Origin of the sequence: Micromonospora sp. NPDC047740 (genome assembly GCF_043204735.1) — a bacterium.
Lineage (GTDB): Bacteria > Actinomycetota > Actinomycetes > Mycobacteriales > Micromonosporaceae > Micromonospora.
Window position 1 is genome coordinate 220,451 of record NZ_JBIDCT010000010.1, and the last position, 18,663, is coordinate 239,113.

Annotated in this window: 24 protein-coding genes and 1 riboswitch; of the genes, 13 read left to right on the forward strand and 11 right to left on the reverse strand. The window is 74.7% G+C overall.

Features of this window, described 5'->3' with window-relative positions; translation table 11 throughout:
* Nucleotides 1-110: 110 nt before the first annotated feature.
* On the reverse strand, nucleotides 111-701 hold the full coding sequence (locus tag ACGF4F_RS20485; RefSeq protein WP_393079170.1) for an ankyrin repeat domain-containing protein: 591 nt from the start codon (nucleotides 699-701) through the stop codon (nucleotides 111-113).
* 80 nt (nucleotides 702-781) lie between these two features.
* Complete coding sequence (locus ACGF4F_RS20490; RefSeq protein ID WP_393079173.1) at nucleotides 782-937, reverse strand: hypothetical protein; 156 nt, start codon at nucleotides 935-937, stop codon at nucleotides 782-784.
* Nucleotides 938-1,064: 127 nt separating this feature from the next.
* On the opposite strand from ACGF4F_RS20490, the gene ACGF4F_RS20495 reads away from it, so the two are divergent.
* Entirely contained in the window at nucleotides 1,065-2,540 is a 1,476-nt protein-coding gene (locus ACGF4F_RS20495) for a von Willebrand factor type A domain-containing protein (protein WP_393079176.1), read from the forward strand.
* 31 nt (nucleotides 2,541-2,571) lie between these two features.
* Here ACGF4F_RS20495 and ACGF4F_RS20500 read toward each other — a convergent pair whose 3' ends face one another.
* From ACGF4F_RS20500 to ACGF4F_RS20515, 4 genes are all read right to left on the reverse strand, one after another.
* Nucleotides 2,572-2,988: a hypothetical protein gene (locus ACGF4F_RS20500; RefSeq protein WP_393079179.1), complete on the reverse strand. Its 417-nt coding sequence runs from the start codon at nucleotides 2,986-2,988 to the stop codon at nucleotides 2,572-2,574.
* Nucleotides 2,988-3,278: a hypothetical protein gene (locus ACGF4F_RS20505; RefSeq protein ID WP_357438740.1), complete on the reverse strand. Its 291-nt coding sequence runs from the start codon at nucleotides 3,276-3,278 to the stop codon at nucleotides 2,988-2,990. Before ACGF4F_RS20505 ends, ACGF4F_RS20500 begins: the two co-directional genes overlap by 1 nt.
* 66 nt (nucleotides 3,279-3,344) lie before the next feature.
* Entirely contained in the window at nucleotides 3,345-4,160 is an 816-nt protein-coding gene (locus ACGF4F_RS20510; protein WP_393079182.1) for a TIGR04222 domain-containing membrane protein, read from the reverse strand.
* Between the two features lie 31 nt (nucleotides 4,161-4,191).
* Nucleotides 4,192-5,736 (reverse strand): glycosyltransferase family 39 protein, encoded by a 1,545-nt coding sequence (locus ACGF4F_RS20515; RefSeq protein ID WP_357438736.1) that lies wholly within the window; start codon nucleotides 5,734-5,736, stop codon nucleotides 4,192-4,194.
* Between the two features lie 126 nt (nucleotides 5,737-5,862).
* Between ACGF4F_RS20515 and ACGF4F_RS20520 the strand changes: the two genes are divergently transcribed.
* Nucleotides 5,863-6,348, forward strand: coding sequence for a GNAT family N-acetyltransferase (locus ACGF4F_RS20520; protein ID WP_393079185.1), 486 nt, complete (start codon nucleotides 5,863-5,865; stop codon nucleotides 6,346-6,348).
* A gap of 20 nt (nucleotides 6,349-6,368) precedes the next feature.
* Nucleotides 6,369-6,764, forward strand: a complete 396-nt coding sequence (locus ACGF4F_RS20525; RefSeq protein ID WP_357438731.1) for a cupin domain-containing protein — start codon at nucleotides 6,369-6,371, stop codon at nucleotides 6,762-6,764.
* Between the two features lie 9 nt (nucleotides 6,765-6,773).
* On the opposite strand, the gene ACGF4F_RS20530 is transcribed toward ACGF4F_RS20525, so the two are convergent.
* On the reverse strand, nucleotides 6,774-8,009 hold the full coding sequence (locus ACGF4F_RS20530) for an MFS transporter (protein WP_357438728.1): 1,236 nt from the start codon (nucleotides 8,007-8,009) through the stop codon (nucleotides 6,774-6,776).
* A 69-nt stretch (nucleotides 8,010-8,078) separates the two neighbouring features.
* Between ACGF4F_RS20530 and ACGF4F_RS20535 the strand changes: the two genes are divergently transcribed.
* Genes ACGF4F_RS20535 through ACGF4F_RS20545 form a run of 3 tightly spaced genes read left to right on the forward strand, consistent with a single transcriptional unit; the run spans nucleotide 8,079 to nucleotide 9,638 of the window.
* On the forward strand, nucleotides 8,079-8,582 hold the full coding sequence (locus ACGF4F_RS20535) for a MarR family winged helix-turn-helix transcriptional regulator (RefSeq protein WP_393079190.1): 504 nt from the start codon (nucleotides 8,079-8,081) through the stop codon (nucleotides 8,580-8,582).
* A 43-nt stretch (nucleotides 8,583-8,625) separates the two neighbouring features.
* The gene (locus ACGF4F_RS20540; protein ID WP_357438722.1) at nucleotides 8,626-9,171 is read left to right on the forward strand and encodes a GNAT family N-acetyltransferase; all 546 of its coding nucleotides are present in this window, start codon (nucleotides 8,626-8,628) and stop codon (nucleotides 9,169-9,171) included.
* 35 nt (nucleotides 9,172-9,206) lie between these two features.
* Nucleotides 9,207-9,638, forward strand: a complete 432-nt coding sequence (locus tag ACGF4F_RS20545; RefSeq protein ID WP_357438719.1) for an Hsp20/alpha crystallin family protein — start codon at nucleotides 9,207-9,209, stop codon at nucleotides 9,636-9,638.
* A gap of 14 nt (nucleotides 9,639-9,652) precedes the next feature.
* Here the strand turns inward: ACGF4F_RS20545 and ACGF4F_RS20550 are convergent, their stop codons facing one another.
* The gene (locus ACGF4F_RS20550) at nucleotides 9,653-10,675 is read right to left on the reverse strand and encodes a YafY family protein (protein ID WP_357438717.1); all 1,023 of its coding nucleotides are present in this window, start codon (nucleotides 10,673-10,675) and stop codon (nucleotides 9,653-9,655) included.
* A gap of 141 nt (nucleotides 10,676-10,816) precedes the next feature.
* Between ACGF4F_RS20550 and ACGF4F_RS20555 the strand changes: the two genes are divergently transcribed.
* The 4 genes from ACGF4F_RS20555 (at nucleotide 10,817) to ACGF4F_RS20570 (ending at nucleotide 13,444) form a co-directional block, all read left to right on the forward strand.
* Complete coding sequence (locus ACGF4F_RS20555) at nucleotides 10,817-11,809, forward strand: tyrosine-type recombinase/integrase (protein ID WP_393079194.1); 993 nt, start codon at nucleotides 10,817-10,819, stop codon at nucleotides 11,807-11,809.
* 41 nt (nucleotides 11,810-11,850) lie between these two features.
* Nucleotides 11,851-12,486 carry a helix-turn-helix domain-containing protein gene (locus ACGF4F_RS20560; RefSeq protein WP_357438713.1) on the forward strand — a complete coding sequence of 212 codons (636 nt, stop codon included), beginning with the start codon at nucleotides 11,851-11,853 and terminating at the stop codon, nucleotides 12,484-12,486.
* On the forward strand, nucleotides 12,483-12,857 hold the full coding sequence (locus ACGF4F_RS20565) for a VOC family protein (RefSeq protein ID WP_357438710.1): 375 nt from the start codon (nucleotides 12,483-12,485) through the stop codon (nucleotides 12,855-12,857). Before ACGF4F_RS20560 ends, ACGF4F_RS20565 begins: the two co-directional genes overlap by 4 nt.
* Before the next feature lie 80 nt (nucleotides 12,858-12,937).
* Nucleotides 12,938-13,444 (forward strand): VOC family protein, encoded by a 507-nt coding sequence (locus tag ACGF4F_RS20570; RefSeq protein WP_357438707.1) that lies wholly within the window; start codon nucleotides 12,938-12,940, stop codon nucleotides 13,442-13,444.
* 100 nt (nucleotides 13,445-13,544) lie between these two features.
* Here the strand turns inward: ACGF4F_RS20570 and ACGF4F_RS20575 are convergent, their stop codons facing one another.
* Nucleotides 13,545-13,949 (reverse strand): helix-turn-helix domain-containing protein, encoded by a 405-nt coding sequence (locus ACGF4F_RS20575; RefSeq protein ID WP_357438704.1) that lies wholly within the window; start codon nucleotides 13,947-13,949, stop codon nucleotides 13,545-13,547.
* Nucleotides 13,950-14,046: 97 nt separating this feature from the next.
* Between ACGF4F_RS20575 and ACGF4F_RS20580 the strand changes: the two genes are divergently transcribed.
* Nucleotides 14,047-14,868: an SDR family oxidoreductase gene (locus tag ACGF4F_RS20580; RefSeq protein ID WP_393079199.1), complete on the forward strand. Its 822-nt coding sequence runs from the start codon at nucleotides 14,047-14,049 to the stop codon at nucleotides 14,866-14,868.
* Nucleotides 14,869-14,923: 55 nt separating this feature from the next.
* Here the strand turns inward: ACGF4F_RS20580 and ACGF4F_RS20585 are convergent, their stop codons facing one another.
* A complete protein-coding gene (locus ACGF4F_RS20585; RefSeq protein ID WP_393079202.1) occupies nucleotides 14,924-15,295 on the reverse strand; it encodes a VOC family protein in 372 nt (123 codons plus the stop codon).
* A gap of 56 nt (nucleotides 15,296-15,351) precedes the next feature.
* Nucleotides 15,352-17,058, reverse strand: coding sequence for an acyl-CoA dehydrogenase family protein (locus ACGF4F_RS20590; RefSeq protein ID WP_357438696.1), 1,707 nt, complete (start codon nucleotides 17,056-17,058; stop codon nucleotides 15,352-15,354).
* Between the two features lie 107 nt (nucleotides 17,059-17,165).
* On the opposite strand from ACGF4F_RS20590, the gene ACGF4F_RS20595 reads away from it, so the two are divergent.
* Together ACGF4F_RS20595 and ACGF4F_RS20600 are read left to right on the forward strand one after the other, a co-directional pair.
* Nucleotides 17,166-17,624, forward strand: a complete 459-nt coding sequence (locus ACGF4F_RS20595; protein WP_357438693.1) for a hypothetical protein — start codon at nucleotides 17,166-17,168, stop codon at nucleotides 17,622-17,624.
* A gap of 43 nt (nucleotides 17,625-17,667) precedes the next feature.
* Nucleotides 17,668-17,745, forward strand: a riboswitch (ZMP/ZTP riboswitch).
* An 8-nt stretch (nucleotides 17,746-17,753) separates the two neighbouring features.
* On the forward strand, nucleotides 17,754-18,656 hold the full coding sequence (locus ACGF4F_RS20600) for a metallophosphoesterase family protein (RefSeq protein ID WP_393079207.1): 903 nt from the start codon (nucleotides 17,754-17,756) through the stop codon (nucleotides 18,654-18,656).
* Nucleotides 18,657-18,663 lie beyond the last annotated feature (7 nt).

The following is an 18,663-nucleotide window of genomic DNA, read 5'->3' on the forward strand; positions in this document are numbered from 1 at the left end:
GCCACCGCCTTTCTGGCTCCGGCCGTACGCCGGCCGCCGGTGTCACTGTGCCGCATGGGCCGCCGGCCCGCAGCGGGCGGTCGTCGTGGTGGCGGCCGCCCGCACGATGCTCAGCGTGACAGGACGGCGACGATCTGGTCGTACCCGCGGTCGCGGGCGTGCCGCAGCGCGTCGACGCCGTCCTTGTCGGGCAGGTGGACGTCCGCGCCAGCGGCCACGAGGATCTCCGCGATCTGCTGGTAGGGCTTCGTCCCGTCGCCGAGGAGGACGCATTCCAGCAGGGCGGTCCACCCGAGGTTGTTGACGTGGTTGACGTTGATGCCGGTATCGACGACGCGGCGGACGTAGTCGACGTGGCCACGCTCGCTCGCCGGGATGATCGAGATGCCGCCGTACCGGTTCACGATCGTGAAGTCCGGCCCCGCGGGCAGCAGGACCTCGAGCATCGGCACGCTGCCGGTCACGCCAGTCACCAGCCACGGGGTGTCGTGCTGGTCGTCGAGCGCGTTCGGGTCCGCGCCCGCGTCGACGAGCACGCGGGCGGCTTCGACGTGGTCGTTCGCGGCGGCCAGCAGCAGCGCCGTTCGCTGCCGCGCGTCGCGGGCCTCGCGGTCCGCGCCGGCCGCCAGCGCGGCGCGTACGCCGGCCGCGTCGCCGGCGCTCGCCGCAGCGAGCAGAGCCTTGTCGGCGGGGGTGCTCATGGGGTCCTCCCAGGGTCGGATCGGGTCGGGCCGCGGGCAACCGCCGGCGGCCACGGTGAGGGTGAGCAGGGCGCAGCGTTTCACAGCCGGATCAGCTTCCGCTCCACGGCGGCGTGCACCGCCGCGGTGCGGGAGTCGACGCCGAGCTTGGCGTACCCCGGCCCTGCGCCGTCCCGCCCGTCGGCATCGGGCGCGGTTGGCTGCGGCAGGTCACGTCTTGCATACGGGACGGTCACGACGTTCACGCTTGCGTATCGGCTCGGCTACGGCGGGATCCGCCGGACTGTCCAGCTGCGTCAATGACCGGGACGGATCCGATGCGCTGCGCCGGATCGCCCGCCCCAGCCTGCCCGGGAGGAACAGATGGTCCACATACGACGGTCGCTGCTGCTGACGGCGCTCGCCCTCACCATGACGGTCACCGCCTGCTCCGCCGGTGGCGCACAGCGCAGCGACGCGGCGCACGGGCCGGTCCGCCAGCACGACGGCACACCCCGGTCGGGTGGGGCCGAAACAGCGACGGAGGACGACTCGCGCTCCACCTTCGGCGTCGACGTCGACACCGCCTCGTACGGCTACGCCCGCCGGCTCATCATGGACGGGCAGCTGCCCGAGCGGACGGCGGTGCGGCCTGAGGAGTTCGTGAACTCGTTCCGGCAGGACTACCCCGAGCCGGCCGGCGACGGCTTCGCCGTACACGTCGACGGCGCGCGGCTGCCGGAGTCCCACGAGGCGGCCGGGGAGGTCCGGTTGATGCGGGTCGGCCTGCAGACCCGCGCGGAGGACGCGGAGAGCCGTCCCGACGCCGCCCTCACCTTCGTCGTCGACGTCTCCGGATCGATGCGCGAGCCCGGTCGGCTCGATCTGGTGAAGGACGCGCTGCACACCCTGGTGGACCAGTTGCGCCGTACCGACTCGATCGCCGTCGTGGCGTTCAGCGACGAGGCCCGGGTGGTGCGGGAGATGACCCGGCTGTCCGACGCCGATGAACTGCACGACGCCATCGGTTCGCTGCGTACCCAGGACAGCACGAACCTCGAAGCCGGCCTGGTGCTCGGCTACCGGGTGGCCCGTGACGGATTCCGACCCGGCGCGACGAACCGGGTGATCGTGCTCTCCGACGGGCTCGCCAACGTCGGCCGGACCGAGGCGGAGCCGATCCTGCGCCGGGTACGCGACGAGGCCGAGAAGGAGATCGCCCTGCTCGGCGTGGGGGTCGGCAGCGAGTACGGCGACGAGTTGATGGAGCAACTCGCGGACAAGGGCGACGGCTTCGTGGTGTACGCCAGTGAGCGCGACCAGGCCCGGAAGGTGTTCGTCCGGCAGTTGCCGGCGACGTTGAGCGTCCGGGCGCTCGACGCCAAGGTGCAGGTCAGCTTCGAACCGGCCGCCGTGCGGTCCTACCGGCTCATCGGGTACGACAACCGGGCGATCAGCGACGAGGACTTCCGTGACGACCGCGTCGACGGCGGCGAGGTCGGTCCCGGGCACAGCGTCACGGCGCTCTACGCCGTCCGGCTGGCCGACGGGCCGCCCCCGTCGGCCCGGGTCGCCCGCGTGCAGGTGCGCTGGACCGACCCGACGAACCGGGCGCCCGCCGAGGCGTACGAGTCGGTGACCGTCAGCGACCTGAACCGGGCGTTCGGCAAAGCGTCGCCGCAGCTGTGGACCTGCTACGCGGCGGCCTATTTCGCGCAGTCGCTGCAGGGCGGCCCCTACGGCCGGGAGGTGCGCCTGGGCGACCTGGCGACGATCGCGGAGCGGGCGGCCGCCGCCAGCGAGGACCCGGAGGTGGATGAGTTGGCGCGGGTGATCCGGCTCGCTGAGAAGATCCGCTGATCCCCCCATCACATCCCCGTGCCCGCCACGGTCAGGCGTCGTCCACGGGGATGTGATGGATCAGTTCGGGAGCGATCACCGCCGGAACCAGGTGCGGCTCGCAGGTCAGGAGGTATGCGTCGTGCCGCAGTGCCGCCCACACGGCGTGGGCACGGGCCAGGTCGCCCTTGGTCAGGCGCACCGTGGTGGCGGCCTGGGCCGCATCGGGAGCGGACAGCGGCAGCACCGCCACGCCGGGCAGGGTGGCCAGCACGCCGAGCCGGGCGGCCGCCGGTCGGTCACTGGTCTGCGCGTACGCCTCGAGCAGCGCGACGGTGGGCAGGCCCAGGTAGGCACCCTCGTCGGCGATGTCGACCAGCAGCTCACCGACGTGCACGTGGCCGCGGGAATAGGACAGGATGGCGGAGGCGTCCAGGATCGCCCGGATCTCGATGTCGTCGGTGGGCATCAGGCAGCAGCCGCGGAGCCGGCCTCCGGCCAGGTGCCGTCCCGGAGCATGTCGCGGCGTCGCGCGTTCTCCGCCCGCTGCTCGGCGGTGAGGGGAGGCAGTTTTCCGCGTACCCGGGCCACGCCGTCGTCCGTCACGTCGATGCCGACGGCACGCAGCATCGCGGCTGTCGCGGCGGCCCGGTCCATGCGGGCGCGCAGCGCGTCGGCGACCGCCGCCGAGGCGTTCTCCTCCCGCTCCAGGTAGGCCGCTACGTCGTCTGGCAGGCTGACCGTCACCCGCTTCGTCATACTCGGATCATACTGCCGCGCGGGCGAGCCGGACGGCGCGCCACGCGCGTCCTGCCGCGGTCAGGGTCAACGCGCGGTCTTCGCGTACTCCCGCGGCCGGGTGCGCTCGGCGTCGACCCCGACCAGCTCGGCGAAGCGCGGGTCGACGGCGAGCAGCGGGCGCGGCCCGAACACCGCCATCGCGGTCAGCAGCTCGTCGGTGCCCCGCTCGCTCCACGCGGGCCGCCGCTCCGGCGCCAGCTCCGCGTACGTGCAGCGCTGCCGGCGCAGCAGCCGCCGCGCGGCCGCACCGGTCTCCGGCACCTCGCACAGCCACCAGCCGCCGAGCACGGTGGCCAGGCAGCACAGCAGCAGCCCCACCACGGACGCCGGGCCGCCGGCCGTGCGCCCCTCGACCGCGCTGTCCACCAGCCGGGTCACCCCGACCGCGGCGACCGCGAACAGCGGCAGGGTGCCCAGCGCCAGGCGGCGCCGCTGGCCCGGGGTGAGCAGCCAGCCGTCGCGGACCAGCCGGCCCACCAGCCGGCGCAGCGCACGGCCCACACCGGGATCGGCGAGCACGGCGGCCCAGGTCTGCGGCCGGCGCAGCGCGGCGTGCAGGGCGCGCACCAGTGGGGCGGACCCGGGCGGCGGTGGCCCGTCCACCGACAGGGTGGCCAGCTCACCGAGCTGCACCACCCCGGCCCGGCGCAGCGCGGCCATACCCACCTGGCAGGCCAGTCCGGCCCGATCGGTGAGGTACGCCAGCTCGACGGTCGACAGCGGCTCGCCCCGCGTCCGCCATCCGACCAGCGCCCGCACGGACAGGGCTATCGCGAGGGCCCCGGCCACCCCCGCGACGTAGTCGAGGAGGAAGACCGGACCACTGACGCCCCAGAGCATGCCGACAAGTATTCACGGTGCCCGGGCATGCTCAGCCGGCGTGGCGTACCTCGGTGTCCCAGAGCTGCGACCACGGTCGCCGCAGCCCCCGGCAGACATAGACGGGCAGGCCGTTCTCGTCGTTGTCGACGTCGACCCGCTGGTTGATCCGGCCGGCCTCGGTGACCTCGGTGAACCAGCCCCGCAGCTGGTCGGGGCCGGCCCAGCCGACCGCGATCACCACGTCGGCGTCCTCGGGCGGGCGGCCGAATCCGGCCATGCTGTTGTGCCCGGAGTACGCCCGCGGCAGGCCCCGTTGCGGCCCGTAGCGGGCCACCGCGCCCGCCTCGCCGTAGTTGCCGGTGAGGATCACCGCGCGGGTCCGCTGCTCCGGCGGCAGGCCGCGGTGCACGGCGGCGAGCGAGTCGGCGAACGCCGGCCAGCCGATGGTCTCGCCGGCGTCGTAGTTGACGTCGACCACGAAGCCGGGCAGCCGGTCGGCCGGCAGGGTGGGCAGCAGCAGGACGGCGCTGCCGGCCACCGCCACGGCCGCGCCGGCGGCGAGCAGCGCCCGCCGGGCGAGCACCGCGCCCCGACCGGCCCACTCGGCGGTGACGACCGCGCCGGCGGCGGTGACCACCAACAGCAGCGGGGCGTCATAGTAGCCCTTGCCACCGGCGAGCAGCACGATCGCGAACACCACCAGCCAGGCCCAGCCGATCGCCCGGTACGCCCGCCAGGCCGGCCGGCGCAGCAGCGCCACCAGCCCGGCGACCCAGATCGGCACCGCGTACGGGCTGATGATGACCAGTTGCAGCTGCAGCGCGTCCAGCCGGCCGCTGTAGGAGCTGTCGCCGCCGGCGATCGAGGAGGCCACGGACAGCTGGGGGAAGCCGTGCGCGGCCTGCCAGAGCAGGTAGGGCGCGGCGAGCACGGCGACGATGCCGGCGGCGGCGTACACCCATCGGTCGCGCAGCAGCCGGCGTGGCCCGCCGATCGCCACCCCGGCCAGCAGGCCCACGGCGAGCAGGGCGGGCAGCAGCTTGTTCAGCATGCCGACGCCGAGCGCCAGGCCGAGGCAGAGGGCCCAGCGGGTGTCGCCGGTGCGCAGCATCCGCACCGCGCACCAGGCGGCGACGAGCCAGACCAGCAGGTCGACGGTGGTGGTGCTGAGCAGATGCCCGGGGGCGAGCACGATGCCCGCCACCGCGGCGAGGAACGCGGCGAACAGCTGCCCGCCCCGGCCGCCGCCGAACTCCCGGGCGATCGCCGCGACCACCACGACCGCCGCGCCGGCGATCAGCGCCGACGGCGTACGCAGCACCACCAGGTTGCCGGGCGCGAGGGTGTCCAGCAGCCGGGCCAGGGCCGGCACCAGCGGACCCTGGTCGACGTACCCCCAGTCGAGGTGCCGGCCGCAGAGCAGGAAGTACAGCTCGTCGCGGTGGTAGCCGTACCGGCCGGCGAGCAGCAGCAGCACGGCACTGACCGCACCGCCGACCAGCCACGGCCCGACGGTGCGGGGACCGGCCGGCGGTGGTGCGGCCACCTCGGGCGGCGCCTCGCGACTGTCCAGGTCGGTGGCGGGTTCGACCATGCGTCCCATGATGGGCGAGGCCCGCCCCGCGCGGGGTCCCGTGCCACGGCCGGCAGGTCACGGTTCGGGTACGGAGGCCGGAAACCGGTTCGCTCCGCGGCGGGCCGGCTGACTAGGGTGCCCGGGATGCGGATCCGGGAGTTCACCGAGCCCGACTGGGCGCAGGTCTGGCCGATCGTCGAGGACGTCATCACCGCCGGGGAGACCTTCCCGTACGACCCGGCGTGGCCCGCGGAGGTCGCCTACGACGTGTGGGTGGAGCGGCCGCCCGGTCACACGGTGGTCGCCGAGGTGGACGGCACGGTGCTGGGCACCGCGAAGATGGGCACCAACCGGCCCGGCCCCGGCGCGCACGTGGCCACCGCCAGTTTCATGGTGGCCGCGCACGCCCGGGGCCGTGGCGTCGGCCGGGCCCTGGCCGAGTACGCCCTGGCCTGGGCCCGCCACCGGGGCTACGCCGCGATGCAGTTCAACGCCGTGGTGGAGAGCAACGTGCCGGCCGTTGAGCTGTACCGGCGGCTCGGCTTCACGGTGATCGGCACGGTGCCGGAGGCGTTCGCGCATCCGACCCTGGGCCGGGTCGGGTTGCACGTGATGCACCGTCCCCTGTGATCGTGGGCGACGATGGGTGGATGGAAGCTGAGCCGATCGAGCTGGCAGCCGCCCTGGGGCGCTTCGACCAGCTGTGGAGTCCGCGCATCGTGACCACCGTCAACGACTACGACGTCCGGATCGCGAAGGTGGCCGGCGAGCACGTCTGGCATTCCCACGAGCACACCGACGAGTTCTTCCTGGTGCTCGACGGGGAGTTGCGGATCGCCCTGCGCGACGGCCGGGACGGCGCCGAGCGGGAGGTGGTGCTGCCGCGTGGCGCGGTGTTCGTGGTGCCGCGCGGGGTGGAGCACCGGCCGTCCGCGCCGGACGGCGCGTCGATCCTCATGTTCGAGCCGTCCGGGACGTCCAGCGTGGGGGACCGGCACGGCGAGGTGCCCGACCACGTGGACGCGACCACGGGGCATCGGCTCTGACCGGTCCGGTCAGCGCCCCGCCGGCACCTGCGCCACGGGCGCGGGCGGGGCGTCGACCGGCCAGCGCATCCGGCGTACGCCGGGGACGGCGGCGGTGCCGGCGCAGGCGAGCAGCACCAGCACGCCGGCCACGGCGAGGGGCGTCGACGGCCCCCAGGCGCGGGCGGCGAGCGGGGCGAGGGCGTATCCGATCGGCATGGCGCCCAGCGACATCAGCCAGTCGTACGAGGTGACCCGGGCCAGCACGTCGGGCCGGAACTGGCCCTGCACCACGGTCTCCCAGACCGGGTTGAGGAAGCCGAGCGCGACCAGCGCGAGGCAGTACGCGGCGATGCTCACCGGGGCGGGCGCGGCGACGGCGAGCAGGAGCAGCGGCGCCGCGTACGTGGCCAGGGCCAGGTTGCCGAGCAGCACCGGCCGGGCGGGGCGTACCCGGGCGGCGAGCAGCGACCCGAGCAGCAGGCCGACCGCGCCGCCCTGCTGCAGCAGCACCCAGACACCCTCCCCGCCGAGGCGGTCCACGGCGACCACCGGGCCGACGGTGAGCAGCACCGCCGCGGCGCCGTTCCACACGCCGTGCGCGAGCAGGCTGCTCCAGTACCAGTCGCGGGCGCGGACCTCCCGCCAGCCGAGCGCCAGGTCGGCGCGGAGCGACCGGTGTGGGACGGCGACGTGCCGGACCCGGATGACCGACAGCAGGGCGGCGCTGACCGCGAACGAGGCGGCGTCCAGCACGAACGCCCAGCCCGGGCCGGCGGTCCAGACCAGCAGGCCGGCCAGGGCGGGGCCGGCGAGCCGGCTGGCGTTGGCGGTGACGCCCATCAGCGCGTTGGCCCGCTGCCGCCCGTCGGCGTCGACGGTGCCGGCGACGAGCGGGGACGCGGTGGGCATGGCGAAGGCCGAGGCCGCGCCGCCGACGGCGGAGGCGACCGCGAGGTGGAGCAGCGCGGGGGCGTCGCCGAGCAGTTCGACACCGACGACCAGTTGGGCGGCGCAGCGCACCAGGTCGGTCACGAGGGCCACCCGGCGGGCGTCGAACCGGTCGGCGACCACGCCGCCGAGGGGGAGCAGCAGCAGCCGCGGCACCATGGCGCAGCCCAGCACCACCGCGAGGGCGCTGGTCGAGCCGGTGGCGCGGAGCACGGCCAGGGCGAGGGCGGTGGGGACGACGGCGTCGCCGAGGGCGGAGACGGTACGGCCGAGGAAGAGCAGGCGGAAGGCGCGGAGCCGGAGGGGGTGTGTCACCTCGGCAGGATTCTTCGGCGTCGAACATTTCGACAACGAATATTTCGGCGACGGCGTACCGTGGGACGGGTGACCGACCGCGACCGCACCGACCAGCACGTGGCGCGCTGGCTGCCCGTCCTGCCCGACCTCGACCCCGACGTGGAGGGCGCGGTCACCCGGATGTCGGTCCTCACCCGGCACCTGCGCGAGGTGAAGGACCGGGCCCTCGCCGACCTGGACCTCCAGGAGAAGGAGTACGGCACCCTGCACGCCCTGGCCGGACGCGGTGGCCGGGCCGCCCCCTCGGAGATCGCCGGTGACCTACGCATGGCGCCCGCCTCGATCACCGCCCGGGTGGACGCGCTGGTCCGCCGCGGGTTCGTCCGGCGGATCCCCTCGCCGGTGGACCGGCGGCGCATCGACGTCGAACTGACCGAGGCCGGCCGGACGGCCTGGCGCCGCGCGCTCGGGGTGGTCGGCGACGAGGAGCACCGGGTACTCGGCGCGCTCACCCCGCAGGAGCGGCGGCTGCTGTCGGACCTGCTGCGCCGGGTCGCCCTCGCCGCCGAGCACCCGCCGGCTCACCCCTGACCGGCGGGCGAAAGCCGTTTGACGGTGCGGTGAGGATCAAGCGGTGACGACCTGGACGACCAGTCCCACCCCACCCCACGCCCCCGAAGCGGCGATCCTGCTGCGCGAGTACATGGCGGAGATGGTCCGCCGCTGGCACCGCCGGCCGGAACGGCCGGCGGAGGTGACCGAGGCGCTGGCCGAGATGCCCAGCGACGACCTCGCGCCGCCCACCGGGCTGCTCGTGCTGGCCCGCCACGACGGGCAGCTCGCCGGCTGCGCCGGCCTGCGCTGGCGTCCCCGCTGGGCGGAACTCACCCGGGTCTACGTCCGCCCCGCGCACCGCGGCACCGGCGGCGGGGCCGCCCTGCTGGCCGCCGTCGAGGCGTACGCCCGGTCGAGCGGGGCGGACCGGCTCCGGCTGGACACCCGCGCCGACCTGGTCGAGGCCCGCGCCCTGTACGCCCGCCACGGCTACCGCGAGATCCCCGCGTTCAACGACGGCCCGTACGCCCAGCACTGGTTCGAGAAGCTGCTGCCCGGGTTGACGAGGCCGCCGCTCCACGCTAAACAAGAAATCGAGGACTTGAGCCAACTCGGCTCAACTTAAACATCTTCGGCCAGGAGAACCGAGGAGGCACGGCCATGTTGATGCGTACCGACCCGTTCCGTGAGATCGACCGGCTCGCCGAGCAGTTCTTCGGCACCACCGCCCGGCCGGCGGTCATGCACCTCGACGCGTACCGCGACGGCGACTTCTTCTACGCCGCATTCGACCTGCCCGGCGTCGACCCGGACAGCATCGACTGCACAGTCGAGCGCAACGTGCTGACGGTCCGCGCCGAGCGGCGCCGGGCCACCGGGGACAATGTCGAGCTCGTCGCGGCCGAGCGACCGATGGGGACCTTCACGCGGCAGCTCTTCCTCGGCGACAGCCTCGACGCCGACAAGCTGGAGGCCGGCTACGAGAACGGGGTGCTGACCCTGCGCATCCCGGTCGCCGAGCGGGCCAAGCCGCGGCGGATCAGCATCACCGCGACCGCCAGCGGAAACGGTCGCAGGCAGATCAGCGCCTGACGGCGCCGCCAGGATCAGCGCTCGATCGCGGGGGTGTCCGTCCCGGGCGCCCCCGCTGCCGTCGCCGACGGATAGAGCCGGGCCAGGGCGTGGGCGGTGGCGGCCAGCCGCTCCCGCAGCTCGGCCGGCGCCAGCACCTCCACCTCCGCGCCCAGCTTGAGCAGTTCGGTGTGGCCGTGCTTCACCGACTCGATCGGCACGCTGGTCTCCAGCCAGCCGTGCTCGTCCGGCTCGCCGGCCGCCGCCCGGGCCGCCCGGCTCATCTCGGGCGGGAAGACGTACTGCGCGAACTCCAGCGCGGCCACCGTCATCCGCACCCGGGCCTGCCCGCGGTAGACGTCCCGTTCGTACCGCCTGGTCCACTCCTGCCAGTACCCGGCCAGGTCGAAGTCGGCCGGCCGCGCGTACCGCTCGTCGCGCACCACCAGGTCGAGCACCGCGCCGACCCGGTAGGTGCGCAGCTGCTCGCCGCACCGGGCCACCAGATACCAGCGGCCCGCCTTGAGCACCACGCCCAGCGGGGCCACCACCCGGGTCACCTCGCGCGGGGCCCGCCAGCGCCGGTAACGGATCTCCACCAGCCGGTCCTCCCACACCGCCCGGGCCAGCGTGGCCAAATGCGGGGTGGGCTCGGGCTGGCGGAACCAGCCCGGCGCGTCCAGGTGGAACCGCTGCCGCACCTGACCGCTCCGGTCGGCCAGCTCGTCGGGGAGCGCGGCGAGCACTTTCAGCTCGGCCGCGGCCACCACTTGACCGAGGCCCAGCTCGGCGGCCGGGCCGGGCATCCCGGCCAGGAACAGCGCCTCCGCCTCCGGCGCGGTCAGCCCGGTCAGCCGGGTCCGGTAGCCCTCCAGCAGCCGGTACCCGCCGGCCGGGCCGCGGTCGGCGTACACCGGGACGCCGGCGGCGCCGAGCGACTCGACGTCGCGGTAGACGGTCCGGACGGAGACCTCCAGGGCGTCGGCGAGCTCCTGGGCGGTCATCCGCCCGCGGGTCTGCAGGAGCAGCAGCAGGGACACCAGGCGGCTGGCACGCACCCGGTGACGGTATCCCGGACCGGAAAACCGCTGGTGGCCCGCCCAGGCGGCTGGCAGGTGGCGGAACGGTGTGATCTTCGTCGGATTCCGGTCGGGCGCGCCTCGTCGCGATTCCGCCCGCCGACTGAGAACCTTTCTCGCATGCTGCGTCCCGAGGTGCTGCCCCGCGGGTCGGTGCTGCCCGCCCTGACCGGCGGGCCGGCCGACTTCACCGAGGCGTGGCTGCGAAACCGGCGCCTGTCGGAGCACACCCGGGACGCGTACCGGCGCGACGTGGCCGGCTGGCTGAGCTGGTGCGCCGGCCGGGGCCTCGACCCGCTGCGGGCCAGCTTCCTCGACGTCAACGCCTACGGCCGGGAGTTGGAGGCCACGCTGGGCGTGCGCAGCGGCCGGCCGCTCACCCCGGCCACCGTCGCCCGCCGCCTGTCCGCGCTGTCCAGCTGGTACGACTTCCTGGTCAAGCTGCGCGCGGTCGACGCCAACCCGGTCGCCGCCGCCGACCGCCCCCGGGTCGACCGGGACCACTCCGCCACGGTCGGCCTGACCCCGCAGGAGGTCGACGCGCTGCTCACGGCCGCCGAGGCGGACACCGGCCCGACCGCCGCTCGCAACCGGGCCGCCATCGCCCTGCTGGCCGACCTGGGCCTGCGAGTCGGTGAGCTGATCTCGCTGGACCTGACCGACCTGGGCGCGGAGCGCGGGCACCGCAGCCTCCGGTTCGTCGGCAAGGGCGGCAAGGTCCGCCGCCGCGCGCTCACCCCCGGCACCGCGTACGCGGTGGACGCCTACCTGTCCGCCCGGGCCGCGGCGCAGGGGGTGACCGTGCCCGAGCTGACCGGGCCGCTGCTGGTCACCGCCAGCGGCGCCCGGCTGGACCGGCACTCGGTGTTCCGGCTGGTGCGCCGGCTCGCCCGGGCCGCCGGGATCCCCGCCTGGGCGAAGCTGTCCCCGCACTCGCTGCGGCACGCGTTCGCCACCACCGCCCGCGCGGAGGGGGTGCCGCTGGAGGACGTGCAGGACGCCATGGGGCACGCCGACCCGCGCACCACCCGCCGCTACGACCGGGACCGGCACAACCTGGACCGGGATCCCGCGTACGTCATCTGGGCCGCCCGGTCCCGACGGCGGGGATAAACCGTTGACGGAGTGAGTAATCACTCCGCATGCTGAGTGCCATGACGGACCCTGAGACACCCCGGCGCCGCGCGCCGGGACTGAGCCCCGACCAGCGTCGTGCCATGATCGTGCGGGCCGCGTTGCCGCTGCTCGCCACGCACGGCGCCACGGTCACCACCGCCCAGGTCGCCCGCGCCGCCGGCATCGGCGAGGCGACCGTCTTCCGCGCCTTCCCCGACAAGGACGCCCTGCTCGACGCCTGCGTCGCCGAGGCGCTGCGCCCCGACACGGCCCTCAGCGAGGTGGCCGCGATCCCGCTCGATCAGCCTCTCAGCGACCGGCTCACCGCCGCCGCCACGGCCCTGCGCGCGCACCTCGACCGGATCGGCGCGGTGCTCGTCGCCGCCCACGCCGCCGGCCGCCCAGGCCGCGGGCAGCGCGACGTTCCGCCGGTCCGCGACCGCGCATCGGCCCGGGAGGAGTCGGCCGACGCGGTCCGGGCCGCCGTCGCCGCGCTGCTCGCGCCCGAGGGGGACCGGCTGCGGCTGCCCGCCGACCAACTCGCCGCGCTGTTCCTGGCCGTCCTGGTGCCCAGCCGCACCCCGCTGGCCGGCGCAACGCCGACCCCGGCCGAACTGGTCGACCTGTTCCTGCACGGCGCGCTGGCGCCGGCCGAAGCGGAGAAGGACCGATGAGCGTCACCCTCAACCACACGATCGTCCCGGCTCGGGACCACCGGGCGGCGGCCCGGTTCTTCGCCGACATCATGGGGCTGCCGGTGCTTGCGCCGGCCGGGCGCAACGGCCACTTCGCCCCGGTACGGGTCAACGATCAGCTCACCCTGGACTTCCTGAGCGTGCCCGCGCCGGAGGGCCACCACCTGGCGTTCGACGTGGACCCGGACACCTTCGACGCGATCCTGGCCCGGCTACGCGACGGCGGGGTGCCGTACGGCAGCGAGCCCGGCGCACCCGACAACGGACGGACCGACCATCCACTGTGCGCCCGAGGGCTGTTCTTCCGCGACGACTCCGGCAACCTCTACGAGGTGATGTCCCCGGCGTAGTGGGGGTGGCCAACCCGGCGGCCCGCGGTGAGTGACACCACCGCCTAAAGGCCAGGTCACCCCCCGCCAGCTGGCCTCCCGTGCTCGGCACCGCAGGGTCCGGTCCCGATCGCGGCGGCCGTGCGCTCGGTGTGCCCGCCCGGGTATCGGCTGACGAGCTCGGCGCCGATGCGGGCGAGTTCGTCCTGGACGGAGCGAGGCGCGATGACTTCGATCAGCGTGCCCCAGCCGGCGAGGTGTCGGGCGATGTCCGTCAGGCGGACCTCGAGCCGTACTTCACCCGTCCGGTCCAGGGAGCGCCCGGCTACGTCGAGTTCCGCATCGGCGACCAGCAGCACGAGCTCGGCATCATCGACCGCCGTTTCGCCCCTCGCCCGCGCCCGCAGGAGGCCAGCGGCGCGGTGATCTACTGGCACGTGGACGACGTCGAGACCGCATTCGAGCGGCTGCTGTCGCTGGGCGCCACGGCGTACGAGAAGCCGGTCCAGCGCGGTCCCGGCTTCGTCACCGCCTCTGTGGTCGACCCGTTCGGCAACATCTTCGGCGTCATGTACAACGAGCACTACCTGCAGATGGTGGGCCGATGACGCACCTCGCGGCGGCCGCCGGACGGGAACCGTCGACGTACCCGTCCAGAGCGCCCCGGCGCACCCGGGAACGGGCGGGCGCGACCTGTGCGCCCGGCGGTCAGCGCCGGCCGGTGCCTCGCTGCCGGGCGTCGTAGTCGCGGCGGGCCTGGTCGACCTGGTCGAGGTTGACGGCCGACCACTCGGCGAGGGTGGCGAACAGCGGCGCGAGGCTGCGCCCCAGCTCACTGATCTCGTATTCGACGCGCGGCGGGACCTCGGGGTGGTAGGTGCGTACGACCAGGCCGTCGCGCTCTAACTGCCGCAACCGCTGGGTGAGCACCTTCGGGGTGATGGTGGTCAGGCGGCGTTCCAGTTCCACAAACCGTTGCCGCCCGTACTCGTGCAGCGCCCAGAGGATCGGGGTGGTCCAGCGGCTGAACACGATGTCGACCACCGGCGCGATCGGGCAGGCCTGCTCGGGGTCGAGCGCCACCGGGGACACCGGCGTGGTGCTGCTGCTCACAATCGCCTCCCCGGCCATTACTTTCCTCTAGGTACCTACTATATCCAGGCAACTAGCGTCCTGAGGTGTCCAGAGAGCACACCGAAAGGAAGCAGTCATGATCGTGGTGACGGGAGCGACGGGGAACGTCGGGCGGCCGCTGGTGCAGGCGTTGGCCGCGGCCGGGGAGCCGGTGACGGCGGTGTCGCGGCAGGTCACGGCGGCCGACCTGCCGGCCGGCGTACGGGCCGTGCCCGCTGACCTGGCCACGCCGGCCGACCTGAAGCCGGCGCTGCACGGCGCGGAGGCGCTGTTCCTGCTGCTCACCGGGGAGTTGCTGGCGGCCGACCCGAGCGAGATCCTCGCCGCCGCCCGCGACGCCGGGGCACGCCGGGTGGTCCTGCTCTCCTCCCAGGGGGTGGGCAGCCACCGCTACCCGCCGCAGATCGAGGAGGCAGTGACGGCGTCCGGCCTGGAGTGGACGGTGCTGCGGCCCAGCGGCTACCACACCAACGCCTTTGCCTGGGCGGAGACGGTGCGCGGCACCTGGGCCGTCACCGCGCCCTTCGGTGACGTCGGTCTGCCGTTCGTGGACCCGGCCGACGTCGCCGAGGTCGCCGCGGTGACCCTGCGGCACGACGGCCACGGCGGGGCCACGTACGAGCTGACCGGCCCGGAGCTGGTCACGCCCCGCCGGCAGGCGGCGGCGATCGGCGACGCGCTCGGTGAGCCGGTGCGGTTCGCCGAGCTGAGCCCGGCGCAGGCCCGCGCGCAGATGCTGCAGTTCATGCCCGAGCCGGCCGTGACCGCCACGCTGGGCATCCTGGGCGCCCCCACGCCGGCCGAGCAGCGGGTCAGCCCCGACGTCGAGCGGTTGCTCGGCCGGGCGCCGCGTACCTTCGCCGACTGGGCGGCGCGACACGTGGCCGCCTTCCGGTGACCGGCCCACCGGCTCGCCGGGCGGTGGTCGCCCGACGAGCCGGCCGGTCCACCGCTCAGCCCTGCGGGCGCTGGCAGATGCAGAACGGCTGGCCGATCGGGTCGATCAGCACGGTCCACCGCTCGCCGCCCGGCTGGAACTCCGGCCTGGTCGCTCCGGCCGCCACGAACTCCTTCTCGGCGACGGTCAGGTCGTCGACGTACACGTCCAGGTGGTAGCGCTTGCCGGCGGTTTCGTCCGGCCAGGCCGGCGGCGTGTATCCGTCGACCAGGCCGAAGCCGATCGACGTCCCGTCCTTGCTGATCATGGCGTATTCGGCCTGGCTGTGGGTGACCTCCCAGCCCAGGACGCGGGAGTAGAACCCGGCGTGGGCGGCCGGGTCGGAGCTGTCGAGGTTGACCATCGCGAGGTCGGCGTGCACTGTCATGCCGGCCATCCTGTCGGCAGATCCTGACATCCTCTGGCAGGTACCGGTCGACTCTTTCAGCAGAGCAGCTCCAGGTGCCGGTGGGCGTCGGCGGCGATGTCCTCGTGCCGCAGCCGGCGCCGGGCCCAGAGCCAGGCCGCCGTCTCGGCCTGCTCGTCGCCCCACGCGGCGTGCTCGACCAGCAGCGCGGCGGTGAGCGCGTACGCGGTGCGCAGCGCCAGCCCGCGCGCCCCGGCGACCACCTCGACGGCGGCCGGGTCGGCGGTCACCTCGGCGAGCCGGGTGCGCAGCTCCTCGGTGACCGCCGCCAGGGTGTCGGCCAGGGCGGGGGAGAGCGGGCGGGCCAGGTCGACGGCGGCGGCCAGCCGGCGCAGCAGCGGCGCGCCGGCGTCCTCCCGGGCGACCGCGCGCAGCACGTCCAGGGCGAGCACGTTGGTGGTGCCCTCCCAGATCGGCAACACCTGCGCGTCGCGCAGCAGCCGCGGCACCCCGGTGTCCTCGACGTAGCCGGCGCCGCCGAACGCCTCGACGTACTCGCTGGCGGAGGCCACGGCGAGCCGCCCGGTGGCGAGCTTGGCCAGCGGCGCGACCACCCGCAGCTCGGCGGCCGCGTCCGGGTCGCCGCCGACCTCGACCCGCCCGAGCAGCGCGAACGCGTGCCCGGCGAGGACGAACGCGCCGGCCGCGTCCACGGCGAGGGCGCCGAGGGTGGCCCGGTGCAGCGGCGACTCGATGAGCCGTCCGCCGGTCACCTGCCGGCCCTCGGCGTACGCCCGGGCGTACGCCAGGCCGCGGCGCATGCCGGAGGCGGCGGCGGAGGCGTTGTGCACCCGGGTCACCACGACCAGGGTCATCGCCCGGACCAGCCCGGGCACGGCCGGGTCGCCGAGGGGCAGCGCGTACGCGTCGCGCAGCCCGATCTCGGCGGTGGGCAGCGCCCAGGTGCCGAGCTTGTCCTTGAGCCGGTGCACGGCCACCCCGGGCGCCGGCGCGTCGGGGGCGGCGGAGGCGCCGGCCAGCGGCGAGTCGGCGGCGTAGCGGGGCACCAGGAACGGCGCGAGGACCCGGCTGCCCCGGCCGGCGCCGTCGGGCCGGGCCAGAGCCACCGCCATCGGCGAGTCGGCGGCGGAGCAGAACCATTTCTCCCCGGTCAGCCGCCACGACCCGTCCGCGGCGGGCCGGCCGATGGTGCTGGACCGGGACAGGTCGGAGCCGCCCTGCGACTCGGTCATCCACTGCCCGCTGACGATCGCGGTGTCCGGGTCGGTGGAGATGAGCCGGGGCAGCCAGGCCTCCCGCACAGCCCCGTCGACCTCGGGGAGGCTGAGCAGCGCGGCGGCGCCGTCGGCCATGGCGACCGGGCAGGAGAAGGTGGCCGACTCCGGGGCGTACAGGTGCAGCAGGGCGTGCTGGACGACGCGGGCGGCGGCCCCCCAGGTGCCCCGCGCGGACTCCAGATAGGGCAGCGCGACCACGGCGTGCCGGGCGGCGGCGGCGCGCTGGGCCTGCCAGCCGGTCGAGGTGTCGATCCGGTCGACGCGGGCGCCCCAGGGGTCGTACCGGACCAGGGTGGGCGGGTGCGCCTCGGCGTCGGCGTGCGCGGCCCGCAGCGGCCCAACAACGTCGGCGGCCAGGTCGGCCAGCCGGCCCTTCGCGGCGGCGTGCCCGGCCGGGCCGAGGTGCCGCTCCAGCCAGGACCGCAGCAGCGGGTCCCCGCTGTACGGGTCGTCGGGGGTCGGTGCCGGCTGCACGTAGCGGGTCATGCTCACTCCTTCGAGGGGTGTGGGCCGACGGTAGACGATGCCGCCACCGACGCGACAGGGTCAATGTGGCTGCGCGGTGACGTAACGGGCACATACGGTCGATCCCGATGGGCAAGGAGCAGGCGTGGAGCCGGCCGGCCCGGCCCCGCCGGCCGGTCCGCAGCGGTCTGGTGCTGGCCGGCCTCGGACTGGGCCTGTGCCTGATCGGCGTGGCCGGTCTGGGCGTCTGGAACGTGCAGATGATGCTGCAGGCCAACGGCCCGGTCCGGGACACCGCCGACGCGTTCCTGCGGGAGGTGGCGTCGGGAGACACCGACAAGGCTTACCAGAAGCTGTGCCGGGACGCGCGTAGCCGGTGGAGCGCGGTCGGCTTCGGCAGCTGGGTGCGCACCCCGCCGCAGATCAGCGGCTACGAGATCACCGACGTGTCGGTGGCCACCGAACGCGGCATCCCGCGCGCCACGGTGAAGGCGCGGCTGACCCGCGACGGCGGCGCCAGCGAGGAGCGCAGCCTGCGGGTGGTGCAGGAGGACGGCAAGTGGCGGGTGTGCGGGGACCCGTTCTGACGCCGCAGCCGGGGACGACACGGTGGGCGGCGGTGCCCTATGGTGTCGGCACCACGACTGGCGAAGGTGGGTCACCACCGGGGAGTGCGGATCGGGGGCGTCGACCGCCTGGGTGCCCTCATCAACGAGATGAGGAAGCACATGCCCATCGCCTCGGCCGGTCGTCATCGGATCCTGCACCTGTCTGACACCCACGTCACGGCGAGCGGCGTCGACGAGGACGGCGTGGATGCCCTGGCCGCCCTCGATCGCATCCTCCACGACGCGCGTTTCGTGCCAGGCATCGACCTGGTGGTCGTGAGCGGGGACATCGCCGACGACGGGTCCGTCGCCGGCTGTGCCGCCGTGCGGGCGAGGGTCGGCCACTTCGCACGGGACAGGGGGATCCCGCACGTCTACTGCCCCGGCAACCACGACACCCGCGAGTCGTTCGCGAAGGTGCTGGGCACCGGTCACCTGGCCGCGGACGGCACCGACATGGGTGAGCCAGCCGACCTGGGGTCCGACGAGCGGGCGGCCGTGAGCGTGATCCGCGGGCTGCGGGTGATCACGCTGGACAGCCTGGTGCCCGGGGCGGTGCACGGCGTGGTCGGTGCCGAGCAATTGCGCTGGCTGCGGTCAGTGCTGGCCCGGCCCGCCGAGGCGGGCACGGTCGTCGTGCTGCACCACCCGCCGATCGCGCTGCACTCGTCGCCGCTGATGGGCTCGGTCAACCTGCGCAACGCCGAGCAGTTCGCCGCGGCCGTTGCCGGTGGCGACGTGCGGGCAGTTCTCTGCGGGCACTACCACCTGCAGCTGTCCGGGTCGTTGGACGGCATTCCGGTGTGGGTCACACCCGGCGTGGTCACCCGCATCGACCTCACCGCCCCGCCGCGGCTGGAGCGGGCCGTCACGGGCGCCGGCGCGTCGGTCGTCGACCTCGGCGGCCCGTTCTCGCCGATGTGCCACACCCTCCACGCTCGCGACCCGCGGGCGGGACAGCAGGTCTACCTCGTCGACGCCGTGTCGGGCGTGGACGTGCCGACGGAGTGACGGCCGA

Coding starts and splice junctions, on each gene's coding strand:
- ACGF4F_RS20485 (WP_393079170.1), bottom strand. CDS start 701: ATGAGCACCCCCGCCGACAAGGCTCTGCTCGCTGCGGCGAGCGCCGGC.
- ACGF4F_RS20495 (WP_393079176.1), top strand. CDS start 1,065: ATGGTCCACATACGACGGTCGCTGCTGCTGACGGCGCTCGCCCTCACC.
- ACGF4F_RS20500 (WP_393079179.1), bottom strand. CDS start 2,988: ATGCCCACCGACGACATCGAGATCCGGGCGATCCTGGACGCCTCCGCC.
- ACGF4F_RS20505 (WP_357438740.1), bottom strand. CDS start 3,278: ATGACGAAGCGGGTGACGGTCAGCCTGCCAGACGACGTAGCGGCCTAC.
- ACGF4F_RS20510 (WP_393079182.1), bottom strand. CDS start 4,160: ATGCTCTGGGGCGTCAGTGGTCCGGTCTTCCTCCTCGACTACGTCGCG.
- ACGF4F_RS20515 (WP_357438736.1), bottom strand. CDS start 5,736: ATGGTCGAACCCGCCACCGACCTGGACAGTCGCGAGGCGCCGCCCGAG.
- ACGF4F_RS20520 (WP_393079185.1), top strand. CDS start 5,863: ATGCGGATCCGGGAGTTCACCGAGCCCGACTGGGCGCAGGTCTGGCCG.
- ACGF4F_RS20525 (WP_357438731.1), top strand. CDS start 6,369: ATGGAAGCTGAGCCGATCGAGCTGGCAGCCGCCCTGGGGCGCTTCGAC.
- ACGF4F_RS20545 (WP_357438719.1), top strand. CDS start 9,207: ATGTTGATGCGTACCGACCCGTTCCGTGAGATCGACCGGCTCGCCGAG.
- ACGF4F_RS20555 (WP_393079194.1), top strand. CDS start 10,817: ATGCTGCGTCCCGAGGTGCTGCCCCGCGGGTCGGTGCTGCCCGCCCTG.
- ACGF4F_RS20560 (WP_357438713.1), top strand. CDS start 11,851: ATGACGGACCCTGAGACACCCCGGCGCCGCGCGCCGGGACTGAGCCCC.
- ACGF4F_RS20565 (WP_357438710.1), top strand. CDS start 12,483: ATGAGCGTCACCCTCAACCACACGATCGTCCCGGCTCGGGACCACCGG.
- ACGF4F_RS20580 (WP_393079199.1), top strand. CDS start 14,047: ATGATCGTGGTGACGGGAGCGACGGGGAACGTCGGGCGGCCGCTGGTG.
- ACGF4F_RS20585 (WP_393079202.1), bottom strand. CDS start 15,295: ATGACAGTGCACGCCGACCTCGCGATGGTCAACCTCGACAGCTCCGAC.
- ACGF4F_RS20590 (WP_357438696.1), bottom strand. CDS start 17,058: ATGACCCGCTACGTGCAGCCGGCACCGACCCCCGACGACCCGTACAGC.
- ACGF4F_RS20595 (WP_357438693.1), top strand. CDS start 17,166: ATGGGCAAGGAGCAGGCGTGGAGCCGGCCGGCCCGGCCCCGCCGGCCG.
- ACGF4F_RS20600 (WP_393079207.1), top strand. CDS start 17,754: ATGAGGAAGCACATGCCCATCGCCTCGGCCGGTCGTCATCGGATCCTG.